Raw genomic sequence first — 21919 nt, 5'->3', positions numbered from 1 at the left:
ACAACGAAAACCTAGCTTTGAAAACTTTTCAACTGTTTTAATAAATTTTTTACAACTCTCTAAATACACGATCAAATCCGACTTTCGAGCGTTGTACTAGCTCTTCAGGCGTTGCTGTTGGCTGTTCAGGAGTTAACACCTCTTGGGCAACTGCACCATTATATCCTGTTTGTCTAACACTACGTAAAAAACCAGCTAAATCGATAACCCCTTCGCCGGGATATAATCTATCATTATCCTTCAGTTCATCAACCGGGATATCATGGGCGTCATTGATATGAACATGAACGATTTGATTAACTGTTAACTTTTCTATATCAGCATTCGTTAACCCTGTCGTATACCAATGATAGGAATCTAGCAAAATTCCAACGTTTGGAGCACCAATAGCATCGATTAATTCTAATGTTTCATCTAATGTCCATATAAATGGGTTTTTCCACGCTGTTCGCAAATGCACTGGCCCAACAAACTCTAACCCCAAACGAATTCCATACGCCCCAAGAATTTCAGCACAAATCCGTAGTCGTTTAACTACAACGGACATAAAGCTTGCTGATTTAAAATCAGTGGAAGGGAGAATATAAGTGCAACAACTCGTACAGCCCAATTCTGCAGCAGCTTGGGCAGCGGCGGGTAAATGAGTAATCCCTTGTTGGAACTCTTTATCTGTTTGCCTCCACTCAACTGGAAGATTAGTAGATCCGATTACTATATTTTGTTGTAGCAATAACTTCTTAGATGCTTCCAGTCCATAAGCATCAATTAACCCTTTTGCATCCAAGTCAACAGATTGAAACCCATATGATGCAGCTAAAGATATGAATTCCTTGTCATTCTCTAAATTACCTAAACCAGCTCTAGTCAATCCTCTCAACATCTACAAAACATCCTTTCTAATGAGATAGGGGTCTGACCCCCTTTGTGGACATTTGTCCGCGATAGGCGTACACTCTGTTGGTGTAGCATTAGTGTAACGTTATTTTTGGGAAAATATGTAATTTAGTGTTTTCGTGAATAAATGTTAACGGTTACATATATTTCCTAGATTGACATATTTATATAATAATATCAATTAAAAAACGAATATAGATGATAAAATTAGCGAGTGATGAATGCGTTTACAAAAATCGCATAGCTATTTAATTGGTTACAAAGGACAATTATTGAAGGCACAACAAACAAAGATATCAAATAACACTTGGGAGGGATACACACTAAAATTTACGAGCGCGCAATAAAAATATGTTGAGAAACTACGAAGAAAAATGATAAAAAAGGGTGTTTAACCAATGGAAAAAGTTCGAATTGGCATGGTTGGTACAGGTGGTATTTCACATTTACATGCAAGTCACTTAACGGAAATAGATGATGCAGAAATTGTTTCTGTTGTAGATCCGAACGAAAAAAATAGGGAAACCCTAATATCTAAATTTCAACTAGATGATGTTCGTCAGTTTTCCGATCATAAGGAAATGCTAGAGAAAATGGAAGTAGATGCAGTCGTTTTGTGCTCCCCACATACGCTTCATTTTGAACAAGCGATGGATGTGTTAACTAGTGGGTGTCATGTATTAATTGAGAAGCCAATGGCATGTTCCAAAGAAGAGGCACAGCAATTGATTGAAACTGCGGATCATTTAGGAAAGGTTCTTCAAGTTTCGTATCAACGTCATTTTGATCCTGAATTTATATATATTCGTGAAGCTATTGCGAATGGTGAAATTGGTGAACTAAAGTCTGTGACAGCTTCCCTATATCAAGAATGGAAGCAAATGACAGTTGGGACATGGCGTCAAAATCCTGCTTTGTCTGATGGCGGCATGCTGATGGACTCTGGGAGTCATATTATTGATGTTCTTCTATGGACAACTGGTTTAGCTCCCGTTGACGTTACGACACAAATGGAGCAGCATGACTCTAAAGTAGAAATCGATTCTTTTACATCGATTCGTTTTGAAAAAGGTGTCGTTGCGGGATTAAATATTGTTGGCTATGCTCCTTGCTGGCACGAGACTTATGTATTTTGTGGTGAAAACGGTGGTATTTTTTATAATAATGGAAAAATTACGCTACGAAGATTAGGAGAAGAACCTATTACACCACAATTGCCAGAAAAGACTACCAATCAAGATAAAAGTTTTGTAGATGCTATTTTAGGAAAACACGATGTTTTCGTACCCGGTCAATTTGCAAAAGAAGTTGTCACATTAACAGAAAAAATCTACCAATCAGCAGGATATAAAAGGGGTCTGACCCCCTAAAAAGACATTTGTCCACGAGGTGTGGACACTTATGTAAAAACCCGGTGCCAATACAATGGTAATGGCACCGGGGTTAACGTTGGTAGAACGATTTTTATAAATGGTTCGTCAAGCTGCAACCTACACTTTATTAAATTCATCTGGATCAGCAAACGCGCGTTCACCCGTATCTAGCTTATCAATCTCAGCCATATCCTCATCTGTTAGTTCAAAGTCAAATACATCGGCATTATCAATAATACGGTGTTCTTTAATGGATTTCGGAATTGTAACTACTTCACTTTGAAGGTCCCAGCGAATAATTACTTGTGCTGGCGATTTGCCATATTTTTCTCCAATTTTCGTTAGTGTTGGATCGTCTAAAAGCTCTCCTTGCTTCAGCGGCGACCAAGCCTCTAGCTGAATCCCGTTCTCTTTACAATAAGCTCTTAATTCTTTTTGCGCAAAATTGGGATGAAATTCGACTTGGTTTACCATTGGTTTGATTTCTGCATCCTTCAATAGCTCATCGATATGGTGCTCTTTAAAATTACTTAGTCCAATAGCACGAATTTTCCCATCCTTATATAATTTTTCCATCGCTTTCCATGACTCTTTGAATTTCCCTTGTGCCGGAACTGGCCAGTGAATCAGGTATAAATCAAGGTAATCCAAACCTAATTTATTTAAGCTTGTTTCGAAAGCTGCAAGAGTGGACTCATAGCCTTGATCAGCATTCCAAAGCTTTGACGTAACAAAAAGCTCATCACGAGGAACACCAGATTCTCGGATTCCTTGCCCGACACCTTCCTCATTTTTATAAATGGCAGCGGTATCAATGCTTTTGTAGCCATGCTTTATCGCAGCCTTTACTGACTCAACTGCTTCTTTCCCATCCTGTACTTTAAAAACACCTAATCCTAACCACGGCATCTCTACCCCATTATGTAATGTTGTCGTATCCTGCAAACTCTTAACCAACCTAATTCCTCCCTTAAAATATTGATATCCTAATTTTCTCATATTTCACCCAAAACACAAACAAAAAGTATAAAACGCTTTCAAAAGGGGTCTGACCCCTCAAAAAGACATTTGTCCGCACTGTGAGGACAGTCTTACCTAAGGGTGTTTACTGTTGAAAATTTTGATAAAATATTTAGTGGTTACTTTAGCATGGAGAGATTCATGTTGTTATCTTTCATGAAACAAACGCAAATCAAAAGTAATTATAAAAAAAGAAATTAGTGAAAAAATACGAATAATGTTGTCATTTTTATAAATATATTTTTTTATAAACTTAACTAAAATTTATGATTTATATTGTCTATATAAAGGTAAACTATATTTACAATAACTAAATGCAAGGAGTAATTTAATGATTTTGTGGGCGTTACCTCTAGGCGTGGTTATAGGAATAATGTCTGGTTTCTTTGGAGTTGGAGGTGGATTTCTACTTACTCCTGTCTTATTATTAATTGGCTTCGCGCCGGTAGCAGCTATTACGATGAGCTTGCTTTACACCATTGGTACTTCTGTGTCGGGAGCATGGGCACACTTTAAACTCGGAAATATTTATTGGAAAGCGGTTCTCGCTCTTTCACTCAGTGGAGTAGTAGGAACACAAATCGCTCGTCCAGTTGTTATGTGGCTAGAGAAAAACGGATTTGACGAAACGGTGATACCCTTACTCTATCTTGTTTTACTAGCCTATTTTGCTATTGCCATGTTTACGAATAAAAAAATACAAAAGGAAGCTTCTACTTCACCATCAAGGTGGAAATTTCTTTTTATTGGCTTAGTAGGAGGTTTTACATCAGCAACATTAGGTGTTGGTGGAGGGTTTATTATGGTTCCTCTATTAATAACAATTGCCAAAATCCAACCGAGGTCGGCTGTGGGAACTTCGCTCATAAGCATAACGTTTATTGTTATAGCAGGTTTTCTGTCCTATGCATTTAGCACAACCATTGACCTTCTACTCGCTTCTTACTTAATAATAGGTGCATTAATTGGTACCCAACTAGGGCCAAGATTCACAAAACTCTACTCAAATAAACATATTCAACTTTTTTTAGGAGGACTATATATCGTTACATTTATTAGCGTGTTCCTACAGTTAATGAATTTAGCTATTCCTGGATTAGTTGTATTATTGTTGTATGTTGGAGTGTTAATTGTTCTTTTTGGTATTCAACAGGTAAAACAAGCGCACAAAAAGAAAATAGTAGATGTTAATTCGTGAATTGGCGAGGGATGTGAACGGTATTACAATTTCAAAAAGGGGTCTGACCCCGCTTGTGGACACTTGTCCACGGTGGGAGGACACATATCCGGTGGATGCTGCTAATGATTTGTTTTAAAGAATTGTTTTGCTTAATTCGGTAAAAATATGATCGAGATTAGAATTGCTTCTTAGGTAATCGTCGAAAGGAGGGGAAGTAACCCATGGCAAGAAACAATGATTTAAAACAAAGTGCTAACGACAAACAAGCACAGTTGACAAACGTGGACGAAGATTTAGGCAAAAGACAACGCGCTGATGTTAGAAGGAACTTAGAAAAAAATCAGAAAAAATAGTAACTGAAAAACTGGGCGAAATCCATTGATATGGTTTCGCCCAGTTTTTTCAAAAGGGGTCTGACCCCCAAAAAAGACATTTGTCCACGGTGGGAGGACACTGGAGAAAAAAGTTAGCACTTTTTCCGTAAATTTGTAGGTTGTTGCAGGAAAATAGGGTTTCTTGCAGAATTTTTATATCTATGCATCAACTCGTTTACTCCTCAGTTCGCTTCTTCATTTTCCCTGATGTAAACCATTCACTTTTATCCAATCACTTATTTTATTGAAAGGAGGACTTTTATTGCCAAGAAAAGCACGCATTTGGTATCCAGGTGCAACGTATCATATAACTAGTCGAGGTATTCGCAAGGCACCTTTATTTTATGATGCTGAAGATCGGTTAAAATATCTTGAATTTGTAGAAGAAACAAGGAGTCGAATACCATTTACCCTCCACACGTACTGTTTGATGACGAACCACATTCACCTTCAAATGGAAACACTTCACGATTCTCCAAGCAATATTATGAAATACCTACATTCAAACTATGCCACCTATTTTAATCGGAAATATCAGTTTTCAGGTCACGTATTTGAAGGTCGCTATGGCTCAGAAATCATAAAAAACGCTGAGTACGAATTAGAGATAAATAGATATATCCATCTTAATCCCATTCGTGCTAATATGGTTTCTGATTTAATGGGATACACATGGAGCAGTTATGCCGATTATGTTGGCTCGCGTCCCAAACCATTGGTGAGTACGGAAAGAATTTTATCTTTTTTTCCTGACCCTAAAGTAGAAAATTATATAAAATTCCTAAATACCAAGTATATCGATTTAAAATTCATCAATCAGTATCAAATGATAGTATTTAATGACCAATCTGAGTAAAAGGGGTCTGACCCCTCAAAAAGACATTTGTCCACGATATGAGGACACTTTAACCCGTTGAGTAACCGTCCTGCCGTTGTCTAAAAATGTCCTCGTTAAAGGAGACATGAAGACGAACGGAACAGGATGGTTATTTTTTGGGGAAAACTACTTAGCATTCAGAGCCTCTAAATCCATTCAGCAACCAATCAGCACCAACATCCCAACAATCTTAACTCAGTCAACAGCCGAAATTTTCCCATCCTGCATTTTAATTCATTAATCATTAACAGCCATTTTACCAAGTGGACCATTTTCTTCAATAATATCTTGTAAATCGTAGACGGAGATTGGAAACATCGGGAACCCAAACACATAAGGAGTGATTTCGTACAACTGAAAATAAATAACAAGCGTTTTATCTGCAATGTAAAAGTCTTGGTTCGGTTGAATCGTCGTAAATTCATCAAGAAGTTGAATATTGCGTTCTTTGATTTGTGCTTTGATGATGTTTGAGAGCCGTTGGACGTAATCACTTCCTGGTTTAAATAACTCTTTTAAATCGTATAGCTTTCGGTTTTGCAGGTCGAAAGTTAAAGATTTTATATACGTCATCCCATGAGCAGCATGCTGGTGGTACGTATAATTGTTAAAAGCTAAGCTCAAAACCTGCCGTTGGTTATTTTTTTCCTCATAATATCCAAGAATTTCTTCTACTGTTGTTGGCATTTCCCCAACCTGTTGATTGATCAGCTGCTCGTTCAAATCGACAATTGTCTGATTCATAAATGCTTGAAAGGCTTGATCCTCCAAACCAATGACCTTAGGATAAAAGACTTTTTTATTCCTACCACTTCTAATTTCAACCGTTTCCATACTAACTGGTAACGAAATCGCCATATATCTTCACCCTTTTTAGGCTTTTTCCTATCCTATTCCTTAAAAAGGCAAGATGTGATAAAAGGGGTCTGACCCCGCCCGTGGACAAATGACTGGTTTTGTCTTCACTGGGAGGACATATGGTATGTTTTATAAAAGAAGGACGACATGTCAAAATGTCGTCCTTTCATTAGTTATAATATGCTTCCATCTGATTTTCGTATTGATATCTTACCATCTCATAATCAGTTCCCCAGTCTGATTTTGCTTTCGCCAGCACTTCTTTCTTTACATCTGTATCTAAATTCAAATCTTGTATCCAATTATAGGCTGCAATCTGATTGTCGTATTGATACTGAACCATCTCATAATCATTAGGCCAATCACGTGCTGCTTCATTAAGAATCGTTTCTTTATGTTCTGCATCGATGCTTAAGTTAATTAGACTGTTGTATGCTTGAATCTGATTGTCATATTGATAATCTTGCATTTCATAATCATCTGGCCAATCCCGTTTAGCTTGCGCCTGCACTTCCTCTTCTACTTGAGCTCGGTCCAATTGATCAATCACATTCTGGAACGTCTCCTCATCAGGAGCGGGTTCAGTCTCCTCCGCTTCTGCTTCAGGTTCTTCTTCTACAGGTGGCTCCTGTTCAGGTTGCTCCTCTGGTTCTTCTTCAGCTTGCTCAGCCATTTCTTCTTGTTCTTGATCTTCATTTTCTTCTGTCTGAGTTGTGTCATTTGTTGCTGTTTCTGGTTCTGGCTCATCATTTCCTCCAGACGCCACAACAAAAATGATTATTACTGCAATTAACCAGAACCACCATTTTTTATAAAACGGCTTACGAACTTTTTCCTCAGCCATTATACAACCTCCAAATAAGAAATTTACAATATCCGTATCAATACTTTTCCTATGATTCAATGATTTATGCATAAATTATGTATAAAAGGGGTCTGACCCCGCTCGTGGACCCCGCGCCCGTGGACATTGGATGGTTTTTTATTTGGGTAGGTGGGTTGCGTATGTTTTTCTTAGGTTATTTAAGTTTTGTAGTGTTTCTAATACTGTGTCTTCTCGCATCATGCCAACGCCGACGATTAAGCTTTCTAGAATTGCTGTTGGGGCAACCATCGAGTGGAATTCCCACATTTCTCCTCTGCTTGCGTATAGCACATGTTCAACCTGATTGTTCATATCTGATACTAGTCTGTCTGTGATTAAAATCGTTTTGGTGTTCCTTTTCTTTTTATAATCTAAAATGACTTTTGCCTCTGCTGACATATTAACAAATCCAAACAACAGGATAACATCGGTCGTTTTTATATGAACAAGCTGTTCAAACAACTCGTGACCACTTTTGGCTATCAGTTTGACCTGTAATCCAAACCGTTCCATTCGAAATTGAAATAGTTTACCTAGACTTTCAGATGGTCCAGGTGCATGAACATAAATCGATTCAGCATCATTTAATAATTGGACAGCTTGTCTGATATCCCTCTGTGATAAACGATTTCGTGTTTCTAGCAAATGGTTGATATCTTCATCGATCATCTTCCATACCAGGTCATTTTGATCAACCTTTTTAATGATATCCTTCATCTTATTTGCAGGTGAAATATCCAATGTTTCCTTTAAATGTAGTTTAAAATCTTTGAAATTTTTGAATCCTACAACTTTCCAAAAACGTGATACTGTTGCAATGCTTATTTTCAGCTCGATAGCAATATCCTGTTCTGTAAAGTAGGGAATTTTAGTCGTATTCCGCATAATAAAATCGGCAATTTTTTTCTGATTATAGGACATTTTCGTATTTTTTACATCAAATAATTCCATAGCAACCTCCCTTATCTTCGCTCATTATATAGTAAATCCACGCGAAAATGAAAAATTTTTTTCATTTTTTAAAAAATATTAACTTTATTTACATTATGTATAAAGTAGATTTATATATCCTTAATATTCCTTCCGTAAAATAAGAATTGAAATTACATATTGGGAGGGATTTTAGTGAGTCATTTACGTAGTCAACAATTAAGTCAGTCACAAAAATTAATGGTCTTTATCTTGTCGATGTCGTTATTTGGAATTGCAAACATTATTACAGAAATTACACCAGAGTTTGTACTAGGTCCAGTGGAATTATCCGTTTCCTATTTTGCTTTTGTCCCACTAACGATGGTGTTTTTATTTAGTCCACTTCATGCTGCATTAGGCGCACCATTAGGGGAAATTATTTTTGCTGATTTACTGATGGGTGACTTCGGTGGATTAGGTGAATTAGAAGGATTTATTGAATTTGGTATGGGGATGTACGTAGCGGGATTATTGGTGAAAGACCCTACGAACAAAAAACAGTTGGCTCTGGGTGCTTTAATTGGTGTTGGTATCGACCAAATGCTAAGTACGATTGTCGATGTAGGAAAAGTTTGGTTTGGAATTGAAGAGTTAGAGGCTGTACCAGGTGTCGCCGAGAGTATTCTCGTATTAGAGGGAATCAGCTTTACGACTGAAATGTTGATTTCCGGTGTATTGTTCGGATTAATTCCTACTTTATGGCTCGTTCCTAAGCTTTATGGAAAAATTGAACCGTTGATGGGCTTTGAACCACGTAACCCTGCAACATTTCGGTCATCTGCTGAGGTCATCAACGTAAAATTTATTATTCCAGCAGTATTCCTTGGATTTGTTGCCATGATCGCAGAGTTTATGGCGACACTTGATGTTAATTTTGCGGTATGGGAGCCCGAATTTATCGATCAATTCGGTATGCAGTTTTTATGGGTAGGCGTATCGGCAGCTGCCATTGTATTACTGGTAGCAATCATTGGAATTGTTAAGTTGAAAAATTCTCAAAATCCACAAGACAAATCAAAAGGAGCTTAACTTTTAGAATGAATACTTTGATTTCAGTGAAAGACCTTTCCTTTAAATACCCGGGAGGAACGGAAAATATATTAAATCGGGTCAACGTTGAAATAAACAAAAAGGATTTTACCGCTGTCATTGGGAGTAATGGCAGTGGTAAAACCACATTATGCAAAGCGTTCAATGGATTAATCCCTCACTTTTATGTCGGGGATATCAAAGGGGAAGTTATTGTCGATGGTTTAAATACAAGGGAGCACTCAGTCTCCGAGTTATCGAAAAAAACAGCCTACGTTTATCAAGATTTTGAAAATCAGCTCGTACGGCCGACGGTTTTTGATGAAGTAACCTTTGCACCGCTAAGCTTTGGTATGAAGGATTTCAAAGAAAGAGGGCAGCTTGCCTTAGAAATGTTAGATTTAACATCTATTAAGGACGAGTTTATTTGGCAATTAAGTGGGGGACAGAAACACTTAGTGGCTTTAGCGAGCGTCCTTTCCTTAGACCCTGAAGCGATTATCATTGATGAACCAGTAGCCCAATTGGATCCTGTCAATGCAAAGAAAATATATGAAAAACTAAAGCTTTTAAACGAAGCATACGGAAAAACAATCATTGTGATAGAGCACCATACGGAATTTATTGGCGAATATTGTAAAAAAGTGATCATGATGGATAAAGGCCAAGTCGTTTGGCAAAAGCCTACCAAGGATGCGCTAAATAATGTAGGAGAGTTGATAGAAAAAGATATTTTTCCTCCTCAGGTAACACAAGCCATCCATCGTCTTTATCAAAATAACATTCTACTGCCGATTACTCTATCAGAAGGCATTGATTTTTTAAAAAATCATCCTGTTTCTATTGCGCAACAACCGTATCCGGAAAAAGTAAAAAAGCTACCGACTCCCATTGTTTCATTGGAGGGGGTTACGCATGGGTACAAGACATTAAATCGAGGAATGAATTATGTCTTTACTGACTTAGACCTTTCCTTATATGAAGGAGATCGGGTAGCAATTGTTGGAAGTAATGGCGCTGGAAAATCAACGCTATTAAAGATGATTACAGGGATTATAAAGCCGAAGCACGGAAATGTATTTGTTTGTGGAGAAAACGCAGGAAATACTCCGCCAGAAAAATTATCAGAGAAAGTAACCTATATATACCAAAATCCGGAAGAAATGTTTATAGAAGATAGCATACGTAAAGACATTGAATATTTTTTAAAAGTCAGAGACGTTCCAGATACGGAGCAGTTTTTCAGTAAGTTAGTCGAGCGTTTTCATCTTAAGGAGATTGAAAATAAAGATGGCAGATTATTAAGTGGTGGACAGCAGCGTCGGTCTTCCATGGCAATTGGATTAGGGATGCGGCCGCAAGTTATTTTACTGGATGAACCAACGGCTAGCTTAGACATTTCTAGTCGGAAGGAAATGCTACTCATGTTAGAACAGCTAAAAGATTCCGTGAAAACGGTAGTCGTAGCCACGCATGATATGCAACTCGTAGCGGAATGGGCGAATCGGGTAATTGTCATGGATCAAGGGGAAATTGTAAAAGATGGCAGCAGTCATGACATTTTTAGTGATGTTGCTTTGTTAGAAAAGGCGTCGATTCAAGCACCGCAAATTATCAAGCTTGGTCAGGCGTTAAACTTAAATCCTGTTCCGTTAAGTGTTGATGCGTTTGTTTCATGTCTTGTTGCAGAAAGCGGTGAGGAAAAACTTGAAATCTATTAAAGATTTATTAAGTAAAATTACTGTAGAAAATATAAAAATAGAATTAATGCGGACTGCCTACGGGAATAAAGACACGTTTATGGGGAAACTGGACCCTAGAGTAGCGATTGTTTGGTACTTGATTTTTGCGATTATTCCGTGGCTGTTTTGGAATAACACGATACTTTTAGGATTTTTACTCTATATGGTGGTACTACTGTCCATTTCCAGGGTAAGCCCGCTAATTATTATCTTACTAGCCTTTGGTCTCGTCACTGAAGCAGGCTATATTATCTTTGTGTCGGTAATGTTCGGGGGAGATTTAACGGCAGCAATGGCACTACTAACTTTTACATTGAAGTTAACGATTATTTCACTTGCGAGTATTGCTGTTTTTGCAAGCATGGATCCGGAGAAGTTTAGTGATGCACTGATGAGTTTTCGACTTCCAGGTCAGGTGTGTTTCGGTATCTCATATGGCTATCGTATGTTACCGATTTTAATTGAAGAATACAACAATATTTTTAATTCATTCCGGCTGCGTGGAAAAGTACCAGAAGATAGAGGGGTGATCCATTGGAAAAGAGTTGTCTATTATTGCAAAACGGCTGTGTTCGCTTTTTATCCGATGATGCTAAACACGGCAAAACGTACTCGTACAACCGTTGAGGCGCTTGAGGTCAAAGGATTTACTTATTCATTAAAACATGAAGAAGTTAGAAAATTAAAGCTGTCATATTTGAGGGTTCAACCACGAGATATATACTTTTTTATCTTTACTATTTTTTTAATCATTACTGTTATTTATATCGGTCATTTATATCCAATAGAGAGGGAGATACATCCACTATGAAAATTGATTTCCATACACATGGGAAGTTAACGAAAAAAAGTGAGTTTAGCTTGGAATTTTTTTTAGACATGGTAAAGGAAGCAAATCTGAACGGGCTGCACGCTTTCACATTAACAGAGCATTTTAATACGCTTCATTTTGTCGATATTTATCATACATTAGACGAGCATTATGATTATAACGATGATTACTACGATATCGATGGATTTAAGGTTTTTCCTGGTTTAGAAGTTGATATCAAAGAAACGGGACATATTTTATTGATTGGACATCGAAATGATGTGCTGGAAATAAGTGAACGACTTGCTAGCCATAGAAATGCAGAAAATTTTATTCCCTTTGCTGAGCTTTTGTCGATCGCCCAGCAATATGACATGATTAAAATTGGTGCCCATCCATTTCGTAATTCTACACCGTTACATCATTTAGATCAGTCTTTGTTAAGTCAGTTAGATTTCTTCGATCTGAATGGAAAAGACCTATATAACCAAGGGAGAGAAATTGAAAATAGTGTGAGGCAGTTGGGAGATAATCTTAGACTCCCTGTTGTAGGAGGAAGTGATTCACACTACCCTCTACAACTAGGAAGCATCATCAACAAATTAGACAGAGACTGTAACACCATACAGGAAATACGCACAACCATCCAGAACCAGAACTACCAAACAACCACCTCCCCCTGCCTAGAAACAAAAGTAAAAGCCGCCAAACAAATCAAAAAAATGCTCAAAGAATCACAAGGGGTCTGACCCCGCCCGTGGACAAAGTGGTCCATTTGTCTTCGCTGGGAGGACAGTGGTCGTTGTAATTCTCCTTATAAAAAAATCCCATAGCTCTATTTATAATAAGAGCTATGGGGTCTAATCGTTCAAAATCGGTTCTGGAACGACCGTTTATTTAGGGCTTTATTCTGTTTCATTCTCCATTTGTGGCGGCTCTTCCATCCATCCGTTTTTAATCATAATTTTAATACCGTCTTGCGCGAATGTGTATATATCCTTGGCTATTAAGGATGTTTTTAGGGTTAGATCATTTCTTAATGTGAAAATTGTCCCGAAACTACTACCAACAATTCCGAAGCCATTAAGCAAATATACGCAGAACATCATCAATTTATCAGAAAACGGGGCTATAGTAGAAGTGGTTACACTACTTCCTGAAGTGGCAGAAGGTTGAATATCACTTTCTAATAGGATTTTTTCAAATATATTTATTTGTTTCTTCGTAAGCTCTTTACCTTTCGTAAAATAATCTTTCACGTCTTCCTTTTCAGCGCATTGTGCAAAGCCAATCATTAGCTGCATGCCAACGTTATTTGTTTCAAGTCCATGATGAAAATTACCTACTTCAATATCGTTTAAGGCTCTGTTATCCGTAAATGGATTTAATCCCTTTAAATATTTATCACTTTCAATAAATTCAGTCGACTTAGGCATCGAAACCTTTGGTGGAAGTGTGAGAACTCCTTTTTCCAATAAATATTCGGTAGCTATTCGATACGTTTTTTGCGTCATCGAGGTAAGACTTTCATAAAGTGAGATAATATCATTGCGATATGCCATATTCATATTCAGTGTATACATCCCCATACTCACTTCTTTTAAAATTCGAACGAACATAATGTCAAAACCATTGTCGAATAGTTTTGGAGCATCTAGATTTACATCTTCTTTTTTGAAACCATGTGGAATAACCACTCCATCATTTTCGAAAATTCTTTCTATTTTCTTTAAATAATGATTTAGGTCCTGCCATAATCCACCCAAAATATTTTTTGCTTCTTGATCATCCGCCTTTTCCATGAAATATTCCAACATCCTAATAATCATTGTCTTTTCCTGGTATGTAAGCCAAAGCCCACCCAATTCAGAAGAACTTAAAGGGTTTTTATTACTCACAAATTATCACTCCTTTCTAACTTAATCTTGCTCAAGATGGAAAGGATTATGCAAAAAGGGGTCTGACCCCGTCCGTGGACAAAGTGGTCGATTTGTCTTCGGTGGGAGGACAGTGTCATGCTTTTATCGTTCAAATAATGCACCTTTATGCGTGGTTTTTCTTAAATAGACGAAATGTCCTTCTGCTCCTAAGCGACGCAGCGACCAAAAATAATTCACGAAAATTCGCAATATTTAGGTAAAAAGTCATTTAAATACCGACAAACCTAGTGACTGATTTCGACTTATATTTTATAATGAAGTATAATAGGAAAATAGAACCATTCGGGCGTCCAAGGAAGTGGGGGGATAAATTGCGGGTGCTAATCACTGGCGGCTATGGATTTATAGGATCTTTTGTCGCTGAAAAATTTTATCAAGAAGGTCATGATATTTTTATTTTGGATGATCTATCTTCTGGAAAAAAAGAAAATATTACCTTTCGTCATAAATCGTTCATTACGAATGTGACTAGTTCTAATTGCGAACAAATATTTAAAGGTCACCCCTTTGACATGGTCATTCATTTGGCAGCAAATGTTAACGTTTCAACATCCATGAATAATCCCACCTATGATGCCGATGCAAATATCGTTGGTCTGCTGAATATGCTTCATCTTTCCGGTAAATATGGTGTGAAAAAATTTATTTTTGCATCTTCAGCGGCTGTCTATGGCGACCCCCTAACGATTCCTATTGAAGAAGAGCACGATCTACATCCAATTTCGCCATATGGTATGAGTAAACAGATTGGCGAGTACTACTGTGAGCAATGGTCGAAGCTCTATCAGTTAGATACGCTTTGTCTTCGTTTTTCAAATGTTTTCGGACCCGGACAAGGCAATAGTGGGGAAGCAGGAGTTATCTCCATCTTTTTAAACCGAGTGATGAATAAGCAGAAATTAGTCGTTTTTGGTGATGGAACGCAGACCCGTGACTTTATTTTTGTGAAAGATGTAACGGAAGCAATTTATCGATCGGCCATGAGTGAGCTTACAGGTGTCTATCATGTTTCTACCAACCAGGAAACGACGATCAACGAGGTGATCGATGAAATAAAGGGAATCTTAGACTCAACGGGAGTTGGCAACCTTCCCGCTATCCTTTATAAGGATAAAAATCCTGGCGATATTGAAAATTCAAGCTTAGATAATCGCAAGCTTATGAAAGAGATTGATTGGGCACCAAAATATACGTTTTCACAAGGCATATACGAAACATTCCAATGGTTTTATCAGCAAAAAACAAAATCCAAACAATCCAAATCCACCAAGCAGAAGCCAAATAAATCGAAGCAAGACAACCAATCCGTCCATACCGAAAAATTAATTCCACTTATCGAAAACTTTGTTATTTTTACAATAATCGTTGCTGCCCACTTCACATTAGGTGAATATTTTTCAAATATCGACATGAAGCTGCTGTATGTGTTAATCATTGCCCTGTTCTTTGGAAAAACGCAGGCAGTTGTTTCTTGTGCCCTTGTAATCGTTTTATTTAGCTATGAAAATATGATGGCTGGAAGAGATTTCATCACGTTATTTATTGACAATGAGGTTTTAATGCAATTTGCTGTCTACTTATTTATCGGCTTAATTGTCGGCTATATCATCGACCGCAAAAAGATAGACGCACATGGTGCCAAGCAGGAGCTGGTTGCCGCCGGTCAGAAGTATGACTTTCTTCAGGACTTGTACCAGGAAATTCGGGATCAAAAAGAAGAGTTAGAGACACAAATCGTGGAATCCGAGGATGGGATTGGAAAAATCTACTCGATGGTTCAACAATTAGATAGCTTAGAGCCTGATGATATTTTTGTTGGAGCGACAGCTGTGATTGAGCAGACGATGAAAACGAATGCAGCAGCAATTTATTTAGTTAATAGCAATAGGTATCTAAGGCTTGTATCAAAATCACGAAGAAATGATTTAATTATTCCATCCTCCATTATGGTAAAGGATGAGAGTGTTTTAGCACAAGTAATAAGCTCAAAGGAAAATTTTTTTAACAAAAAATTTGTAGAAAACATGCCGCAGATGATTGCGCCAATCGTGAAACAGGATAAAACGATAGCGGTTGTGTTCATTTATGAAATGAACTTTGAAAACCTTACATTATATTATCAAAATTTATTTCATGTGATCGTAAGTCTGATTTCTAGCTCTTTAATAAAGGCAACAGATTATGTGCAGGCAACAAATCAAGAAAGGTATTATGACGGAACAGTGGTATTGAAGCCAGAATATTTTGCGAAAATACTCGCAAGTAAACAGAAGGCATGGCAACAGTTTAAGATCCCTTATACAAAGCTAAGTATAGAAAAGACGTATCAACTAGAACAACTGAATAAAGTCACACAGTTATTAAGAGAAACGGATTACGTAGGTGTGGAAGCAGATGGAACCCTGTCGATTTTACTAGCGAATACGGATGAAAAGACTGCTCAGCACGTCATTACGCGGCTTCAGTATCAACAGATTTCAGTCGGTGGGACCGCCAATGATTAACGCTCTAATCATTTACGCTGTCGTTAGCACACTAGTCTTTTGGCTAATGAGGAAAAAAATCAATTGGATCGTGCGCTTAGCTTTTATCGTTTGCATCCCCGTATTCGGAATCATTCTTTTGATTTTTTTGTATTTCAATAAAAAAGAAGCAAATTCCTTGCCAGATTGGCTGATTCAAATCAGTGATGATGACGATGAAGAAATTTTGCAAAAGGACCAGCATGCGAGTGTCAGCAATGTGATCCCTTTTAAGGACGCACTAATGTTTAATGATAATCAGCTAAAACGAAAGATGCTATTAAATATGTTAAAAAAAGATTCGTTTCAAAATACTCATTTACTGCGTGCTGCACTTGAAAATGAAGATACGGAAACCTCACATTTTGCTGCTACGGCCATTATGGATACGAAGAGTAAGCTTGGGAATAGCATCCAGGACTTAGAAGTAGAGCTGGACAAGGATCCTATCAATCTAAATAAATTAATAGAAATGAGTCAGCTTCTAAAAAACTATTTGGAAGTCGAATTAGTCGATCATCAAACGATTAGAAAATATAGGTACACCTATAGCGGCGTCTTGGAACGAATCTTAGAATTAAACCCTTATAATGAGGAATGCTTTATTAAGAAGATAGATAATGATTTAGAGCTTGGAGAATACCAGAATGCTAGATATTATTGTGATCTATTTCGACATTATTTCCCAGGAAATGAAGAGAGCTACTTTCAAACGATGAAGCTTTACTACCAACTAAAGGATGATGCCGGGTTTCAGCAAACCGTACATGAATTAAGGAATTCGTCGATAAAACTGTCACAAAAGGGATTAAGCAAATTACGCTTCTGGATACAAGGAGAGGCAAATGAATCGTAAGTTTAGACTAGGAAAAAGTGTGTTTTTTATCCTCTGCTTCGTTTTTATATTTGGATTATTTTTAGAAGTTATTCGCTCAAATTACGCATTAACATTAGGTTACAAGCAATTTCAAGATAGTGCAGCATCTACTGAAAAGGAACAAGCAGTTTCACAATCCTCCTTTACAGAAAAACCGAACTTTTTATTGATTTATGACGAGGAAAGCCAACTCAGCCAATCTGTCACAACAAATGTCGAACAAACTTTAACTTATATGAAAAAAGCGTTTCAAACGGTACCTGTTCAATCTTTAACAGAAGCTTTTGATGCATACAACACAGTAATCGTTAATTTTGAAGCATTGGAAAAATTCGATGATATTACAAAGCTGGATCAATATGTAGCTAATGGCGGGACGGTTTTATTTACCGTCCGCCCGGCAATAGATGATGCTTTTATCTATCTTTATCGAAAACTTGGAATTTATGAGTTTGGTGGCTTTGTTACAACAGCTGGCATTCAAGTGGCGGATAACCTGTGGCCCAATCAACAATCCATGAAAATAGATGGAAGTTTTATTACGAACTCTTCCCTGTTTGTAGGCTTAGAAGAGCGAAGTAATATTTATGCACAGTCTAGTGATGACGTTCCATTACTATGGAATCGTAACTATAAAGAAGGAACATTTATTACGTTCAATGGGACGATGCTTGATAAAAAATCTGCCAGAGGCCTTTTAACGTCAGCGATCAGTCTTGTTGAAGACGACTTTTTATATCCAATTATGAACGTGAAAATGAGTTTCATAGACGGTTTTCCATCTGAAATTCCATCTGGCAGGAATCAAGCAATTTTCGAAGCCTATAAAAAAGATATCGTTGGATTTTATCGGGACATCTGGTGGCCTGCGATTCAAAAAACAGCAATGGATGACGAGCTAAGCTATACGAGTGGGTTTATGCCGGTTAACGATCACAAAGTAAATGCGCCATTTAGTGATGGCCTATTACGCCAGGATTTTGTGAAGTATGTAAGAGAGCTAATGAAAATTGATGGCGAATTAGCGTTAGCAGGCTATAACAACGTCCCCCTGTTTGTTGGGGAAAATTATTGGGAGTCTGTTGATGATATTTATCAAGTGTTGGACAATACAGACCAATTTATGGATCAATCTTTTCCTAATTATTCAATAAAAACGTATTATCCACCAGATTTAAAAATAAGTGAGGAAGGGTTGCAAGCTGTGCAGCAAGTCTATCCATCGATTGAAAATGTAGTCGTTGATTATGCAGAGCAAGCATCTGAGTTTAAACAGGAAAATAATTGGACGTATGTACCGATCACATCCAGTGGGTACAGCTATTCAGAACAAACCGAATGGGTGATAGCAAATGCCATCTATTCCATTGGCGTATATGCACATCAAATTTCACCTTGGGAAGTGCTGACGAGTCAAGCTAGCTGGGAGGAGCTGGCATCCAATTATGAAACGATCACGAAAGATATTCAGGAAAAATATCCTTGGTTACGCTCGATGACCAGTGCAGAGGCCGGTTCTACGATAAAGGAATTTTTAGCTACAGATGTACGCATCGAACAAACAGATAATGGATTAAGTGTAGCCCTTAGTCGTGATGTCGATGAGTTTTATTTCTTTTTACGAACAGACAAGACGGTTCAAACAGCAAAAAGTTACACGGTTGAACTGGTTGATCCGGGTGTTTATCTTATCACAGCTAAGCAAGCGACATTTGAAATTAGATTGGAAGGGTCGTCATGAAAATTTGTGTCATTGTTGAAGGTTCATATCCATATGTAACGGGCGGCGTTTCCAGTTGGGTGCAAATGTTAATCGAAAGCTTGCCACAATTTGAATTTAGCGTATATGCCATCAGTGCTGATCATAAACAGCGTGGTCAATTCAAATATCATATCCCAGAAAATGTCGTTCATATGGAAGAAATTTTTCTCGATTCCTATTTAGATTATCAAATGAAATGGGGAAGGCGATATCGAATTTCCACTAAGGAAAAGGAAGCGATCAAATCAATATTAGTTAGCAAGACACCGGATTGGGATACGGTTTTCGCCTTGTTTATAAGCGGGCGCATCGACCATGTCATTAACTTTTTAACGAGCAAAGACTTTTTCGATATTATTTCCGAACTAGCACTGGAAAAATATCCAAATTTGCCATTTACAGAATTATACTGGTCACTCCGATCGATGGTGTTGCCGTTATTCCTTTGTATCGAGCACCCGATACCCAAGGCAGACCTGTATCACAGCATGTCGACTGGATATGGAGGTGTCGTTGGTGGACTTGCCAGCTACATGTATAAAAAACCGTACATGTTAACCGAGCATGGAATTTATACGAGAGAGCGGGAAGAGGAAATCATTAAAGCTACATGGATTCAGGGACACTTAAAGGATTTATGGATTCGCTATTTTTACAGCATGTCTAATTGTGCCTATCGATACGCTTCTAACGTGATTGCTATGTTTGAAAGAAACCAGGAAATTCAAGTTGAAATAGGTTGTCCGAAAGAAAAAACAACGATCATACCGAATGGTGTTCATGTCGAGGACTATGAAGATTTGCCGATTTTACACCAGGAAGAGGGAATGATTCACATTGGTGCGATTATTCGTGTCGTTCCAATTAAAGATATAAAAACAATGCTGCAGAGCTTTGCGATTGTAAAAGAACAGGTTCCTAACGCCAAATTTTTTGTGATGGGTCCAACAAATGAGGAGCCAGAATATTATGAGGAATGTGTCCGCTTTGTTGAAAGACAAGGATTGGAGGACGTAATTTTTACTGGATCCATTAATATTAAGGAGTACATGAAAAGTATCGATATTCTTGTCTTAACAAGCATTAGTGAAGGGCAACCCTTTGCGATTCTGGAAGGTTTGGCAGCTGGCATTCCGTCGGTAACTACCGATGTTGGTTCATGCAGAGAAATGATTGAAGGTACGAATGATTCATTTGGACCTGCGGGATTCGTCGCTCCAGTCATGAGTTATTCCGTCATTGCAGATGGAATCATTACCCTTTGTCGCGATCAAAAGCTGCGCGAAGAGATGGGGAGAAGCGGATGGAAGCGCGTGAAAGCATTTTACAGCAAAGACGGTTTTATTGAACAATACAAAAATATCTATGAAGCACAGGGGCGCGTACAATGGCAGGAATAGGATTTCAACTGAAAAAACTGTATAGCAAATCGGGATTGTTTCAAAACATTCGCGCCTATAGCTATTCTTCCATTGTCACAGTAGGTCCGATGGCGATATGTATATGCTTAATCTTATTTTCTAAGCTGATCATGGAATCGGTAGGTGCTTCAGTTGAGGAAACAGAGCTTTTTATGGCAGGCACAATGTATGCGTTTATCTTTTCACAGATGATTACGAATGGATTTGCTTACGTGATTTCACGGTTTGTCGCTGATCAAACCTTTTTGAAAAAGGAAGACAACGTGCTTTCATCGATGTACGGCTTAATCAGTATTTGTGTGATGATCGGGGCTATTGCTGGATGTTTGTTTTATTGGAGCTCGCCATTACCCCTGTTGTTTAAGCTGGCAACTTATTCATTTTTTGTCGAATTAATTATTATTTGGATTCAGAGTATGTATGTCTCTGCATTAAAAGACTATATGAAAATAGTGAAAAGCTTTTTGATTGGAATAGCTGTTGCAGTTGGGTTGATTGTTTTTTGCTTATTTACATTAAAGTGGATGACTGCTACAGCACTGTTTCTTTGTTTGGATATCGGTTTTTTTGTCATCATTCTTTTATTTACAAATTATATCCGAGCTTATTTTCACATCGATAATCAGAAATATTTTCTATTCCTGATTTATATAGAAAAATATCCATTGCTATTATTCAGTGGTATGTTTTTCAGTATTGGACTGTATGGACACCATTTCGTCATTTGGCAAAGTGAGTATCAGGAAATGATCGGTGAAACGTTCTATTATGCACCATATTATGATGTGCCTGTCTTTTTTGCTATTTTAACCATTCTTCCAGCAACGGTTTTATTTATGGTGTCCGTGGAAACGACTTTTTATGAAGCGTACAAAAGGTATTACCACCGGATATTACATTCGTTTTCCTTTCGTGATATTTCAACGGCAAAAGATCGGTTATTTAAGGTCGTTTCCTTAGAATTGACATTGGTTGCTGAAGTGCAGCTATTCGTTATCTTTTTTGCCTTTACACTAGGCGTTCAATTACTGCCGACGATTGGGATGACAGCAGACCAAGTTCATATTTTTACAATGTTAACGTTAGGAAATTTATTTTTTAGTCTGATGCAAATCATTCTACTTATATTATTGTATTTTGATTACCAAAAGGGCGCTTTCTTTACATCAAGCTTGTTCGCTATTTCAGTTGTTGTCTTTTCCATTTTAGGAATGAGGTTCGGGTTTTATGGTTTACCCGTCTTTTTAGGTGCATTTGTCGCCTTGTGTGTTGCGATTTTCAGTTTAATGCGATACCTGACGAATATTGACTATTATACGTATTGTTCACAGCCAGTCGTATATGTGGAAAAAAAGACGAAAACTGAAGGGCTATTAAAACGGTTGAAGCATTTGTAAGAGGA

Annotated in this window: 19 protein-coding genes; 13 read left to right on the top strand and 6 right to left on the bottom strand. The window is 37.6% G+C overall.

The window, feature by feature from the left end; all coding sequences use genetic code 11:
* Positions 1-49: 49 nt before the first annotated feature.
* Positions 50-880, bottom strand: coding sequence for a sugar phosphate isomerase/epimerase family protein (locus tag JOC48_RS02455; RefSeq protein WP_204497462.1), 831 nt, complete (start codon positions 878-880; stop codon positions 50-52).
* Between the two features lie 412 nt (positions 881-1292).
* Between JOC48_RS02455 and JOC48_RS02450 the strand changes: the two genes are divergently transcribed.
* A complete protein-coding gene (locus JOC48_RS02450) occupies positions 1293-2264 on the top strand; it encodes a Gfo/Idh/MocA family protein (protein WP_204497461.1) in 972 nt (323 codons plus the stop codon).
* A 120-nt stretch (positions 2265-2384) separates the two neighbouring features.
* Here the strand turns inward: JOC48_RS02450 and JOC48_RS02445 are convergent, their stop codons facing one another.
* Positions 2385-3224 (bottom strand): aldo/keto reductase, encoded by an 840-nt coding sequence (locus tag JOC48_RS02445; RefSeq protein WP_204497460.1) that lies wholly within the window; start codon positions 3222-3224, stop codon positions 2385-2387.
* A gap of 394 nt (positions 3225-3618) precedes the next feature.
* On the opposite strand from JOC48_RS02445, the gene JOC48_RS02440 reads away from it, so the two are divergent.
* The 3 genes from JOC48_RS02440 to JOC48_RS02435 all read left to right on the top strand — a co-directional run bounded on the left by JOC48_RS02440 (position 3619) and on the right by JOC48_RS02435 (position 5697).
* A complete protein-coding gene (locus tag JOC48_RS02440) occupies positions 3619-4485 on the top strand; it encodes a sulfite exporter TauE/SafE family protein (RefSeq protein ID WP_204497459.1) in 867 nt (288 codons plus the stop codon).
* Between the two features lie 203 nt (positions 4486-4688).
* Entirely contained in the window at positions 4689-4820 is a 132-nt protein-coding gene (locus JOC48_RS21445) for a hypothetical protein (RefSeq protein WP_275580689.1), read from the top strand.
* A gap of 283 nt (positions 4821-5103) precedes the next feature.
* A complete protein-coding gene (locus JOC48_RS02435) occupies positions 5104-5697 on the top strand; it encodes a transposase (RefSeq protein WP_239584140.1) in 594 nt (197 codons plus the stop codon).
* Positions 5698-5955: 258 nt separating this feature from the next.
* Here JOC48_RS02435 and JOC48_RS02430 read toward each other — a convergent pair whose 3' ends face one another.
* From JOC48_RS02430 to JOC48_RS02420, 3 genes are all read right to left on the bottom strand, one after another.
* Entirely contained in the window at positions 5956-6576 is a 621-nt protein-coding gene (locus JOC48_RS02430) for a DUF3298 and DUF4163 domain-containing protein (protein WP_204497458.1), read from the bottom strand.
* A 169-nt stretch (positions 6577-6745) separates the two neighbouring features.
* Positions 6746-7420 (bottom strand): hypothetical protein, encoded by a 675-nt coding sequence (locus JOC48_RS02425; protein ID WP_204497457.1) that lies wholly within the window; start codon positions 7418-7420, stop codon positions 6746-6748.
* A 138-nt stretch (positions 7421-7558) separates the two neighbouring features.
* Positions 7559-8392 carry a MurR/RpiR family transcriptional regulator gene (locus JOC48_RS02420; protein ID WP_204497456.1) on the bottom strand — a complete coding sequence of 278 codons (834 nt, stop codon included), beginning with the start codon at positions 8390-8392 and terminating at the stop codon, positions 7559-7561.
* A 174-nt stretch (positions 8393-8566) separates the two neighbouring features.
* Here JOC48_RS02420 and JOC48_RS02415 point away from each other — a divergent pair, with 174 nt between their 5' ends.
* The 4 genes from JOC48_RS02415 to JOC48_RS02400 are packed head-to-tail and all read left to right on the top strand — an operon-like array spanning position 8567 to position 12744.
* A complete protein-coding gene (locus JOC48_RS02415; protein WP_204497455.1) occupies positions 8567-9442 on the top strand; it encodes a DUF8171 family membrane protein in 876 nt (291 codons plus the stop codon).
* A gap of 8 nt (positions 9443-9450) precedes the next feature.
* Complete coding sequence (locus JOC48_RS02410) at positions 9451-11163, top strand: ABC transporter ATP-binding protein (RefSeq protein ID WP_204497454.1); 1713 nt, start codon at positions 9451-9453, stop codon at positions 11161-11163.
* Positions 11150-11995 (top strand): energy-coupling factor transporter transmembrane component T family protein, encoded by an 846-nt coding sequence (locus JOC48_RS02405; RefSeq protein WP_239584139.1) that lies wholly within the window; start codon positions 11150-11152, stop codon positions 11993-11995. The genes JOC48_RS02410 and JOC48_RS02405 overlap by 14 nt, the downstream gene beginning before the upstream one ends.
* Complete coding sequence (locus JOC48_RS02400) at positions 11992-12744, top strand: PHP-associated domain-containing protein (protein WP_204497453.1); 753 nt, start codon at positions 11992-11994, stop codon at positions 12742-12744. The genes JOC48_RS02405 and JOC48_RS02400 overlap by 4 nt, the downstream gene beginning before the upstream one ends.
* A gap of 156 nt (positions 12745-12900) precedes the next feature.
* On the opposite strand, the gene JOC48_RS02395 is transcribed toward JOC48_RS02400, so the two are convergent.
* Entirely contained in the window at positions 12901-13893 is a 993-nt protein-coding gene (locus JOC48_RS02395; protein WP_204497452.1) for a DUF3231 family protein, read from the bottom strand.
* 296 nt (positions 13894-14189) lie between these two features.
* Between JOC48_RS02395 and JOC48_RS02390 the strand changes: the two genes are divergently transcribed.
* The 5 genes from JOC48_RS02390 to pelG are packed head-to-tail and all read left to right on the top strand — an operon-like array spanning position 14190 to position 21914.
* Complete coding sequence (locus JOC48_RS02390; RefSeq protein WP_204497451.1) at positions 14190-16439, top strand: NAD-dependent epimerase/dehydratase family protein; 2250 nt, start codon at positions 14190-14192, stop codon at positions 16437-16439.
* Entirely contained in the window at positions 16432-17313 is an 882-nt protein-coding gene (locus JOC48_RS02385; RefSeq protein ID WP_204497450.1) for a hypothetical protein, read from the top strand. Before JOC48_RS02390 ends, JOC48_RS02385 begins: the two co-directional genes overlap by 8 nt.
* The gene (locus tag JOC48_RS02380; RefSeq protein ID WP_204497449.1) at positions 17303-19075 is read left to right on the top strand and encodes a DUF2194 domain-containing protein; all 1773 of its coding nucleotides are present in this window, start codon (positions 17303-17305) and stop codon (positions 19073-19075) included. Before JOC48_RS02385 ends, JOC48_RS02380 begins: the two co-directional genes overlap by 11 nt.
* Positions 19072-20496 carry a GT4 family glycosyltransferase PelF gene (gene pelF, locus JOC48_RS02375; RefSeq protein WP_204497448.1) on the top strand — a complete coding sequence of 475 codons (1425 nt, stop codon included), beginning with the start codon at positions 19072-19074 and terminating at the stop codon, positions 20494-20496. The genes JOC48_RS02380 and pelF overlap by 4 nt, the downstream gene beginning before the upstream one ends.
* The gene (gene pelG / locus JOC48_RS02370) at positions 20484-21914 is read left to right on the top strand and encodes an exopolysaccharide Pel transporter PelG (RefSeq protein WP_204497447.1); all 1431 of its coding nucleotides are present in this window, start codon (positions 20484-20486) and stop codon (positions 21912-21914) included. Before pelF ends, pelG begins: the two co-directional genes overlap by 13 nt.
* Positions 21915-21919: the final 5 nt, after the last annotated feature.

The sequence above is a fragment of the Aquibacillus albus genome (assembly GCF_016908325.1).
Classification (GTDB): domain Bacteria; phylum Bacillota; class Bacilli; order Bacillales; family Amphibacillaceae; genus Aquibacillus_A; species Aquibacillus_A albus.
This window is presented reverse-complemented; position numbering and strand designations above follow the sequence as displayed.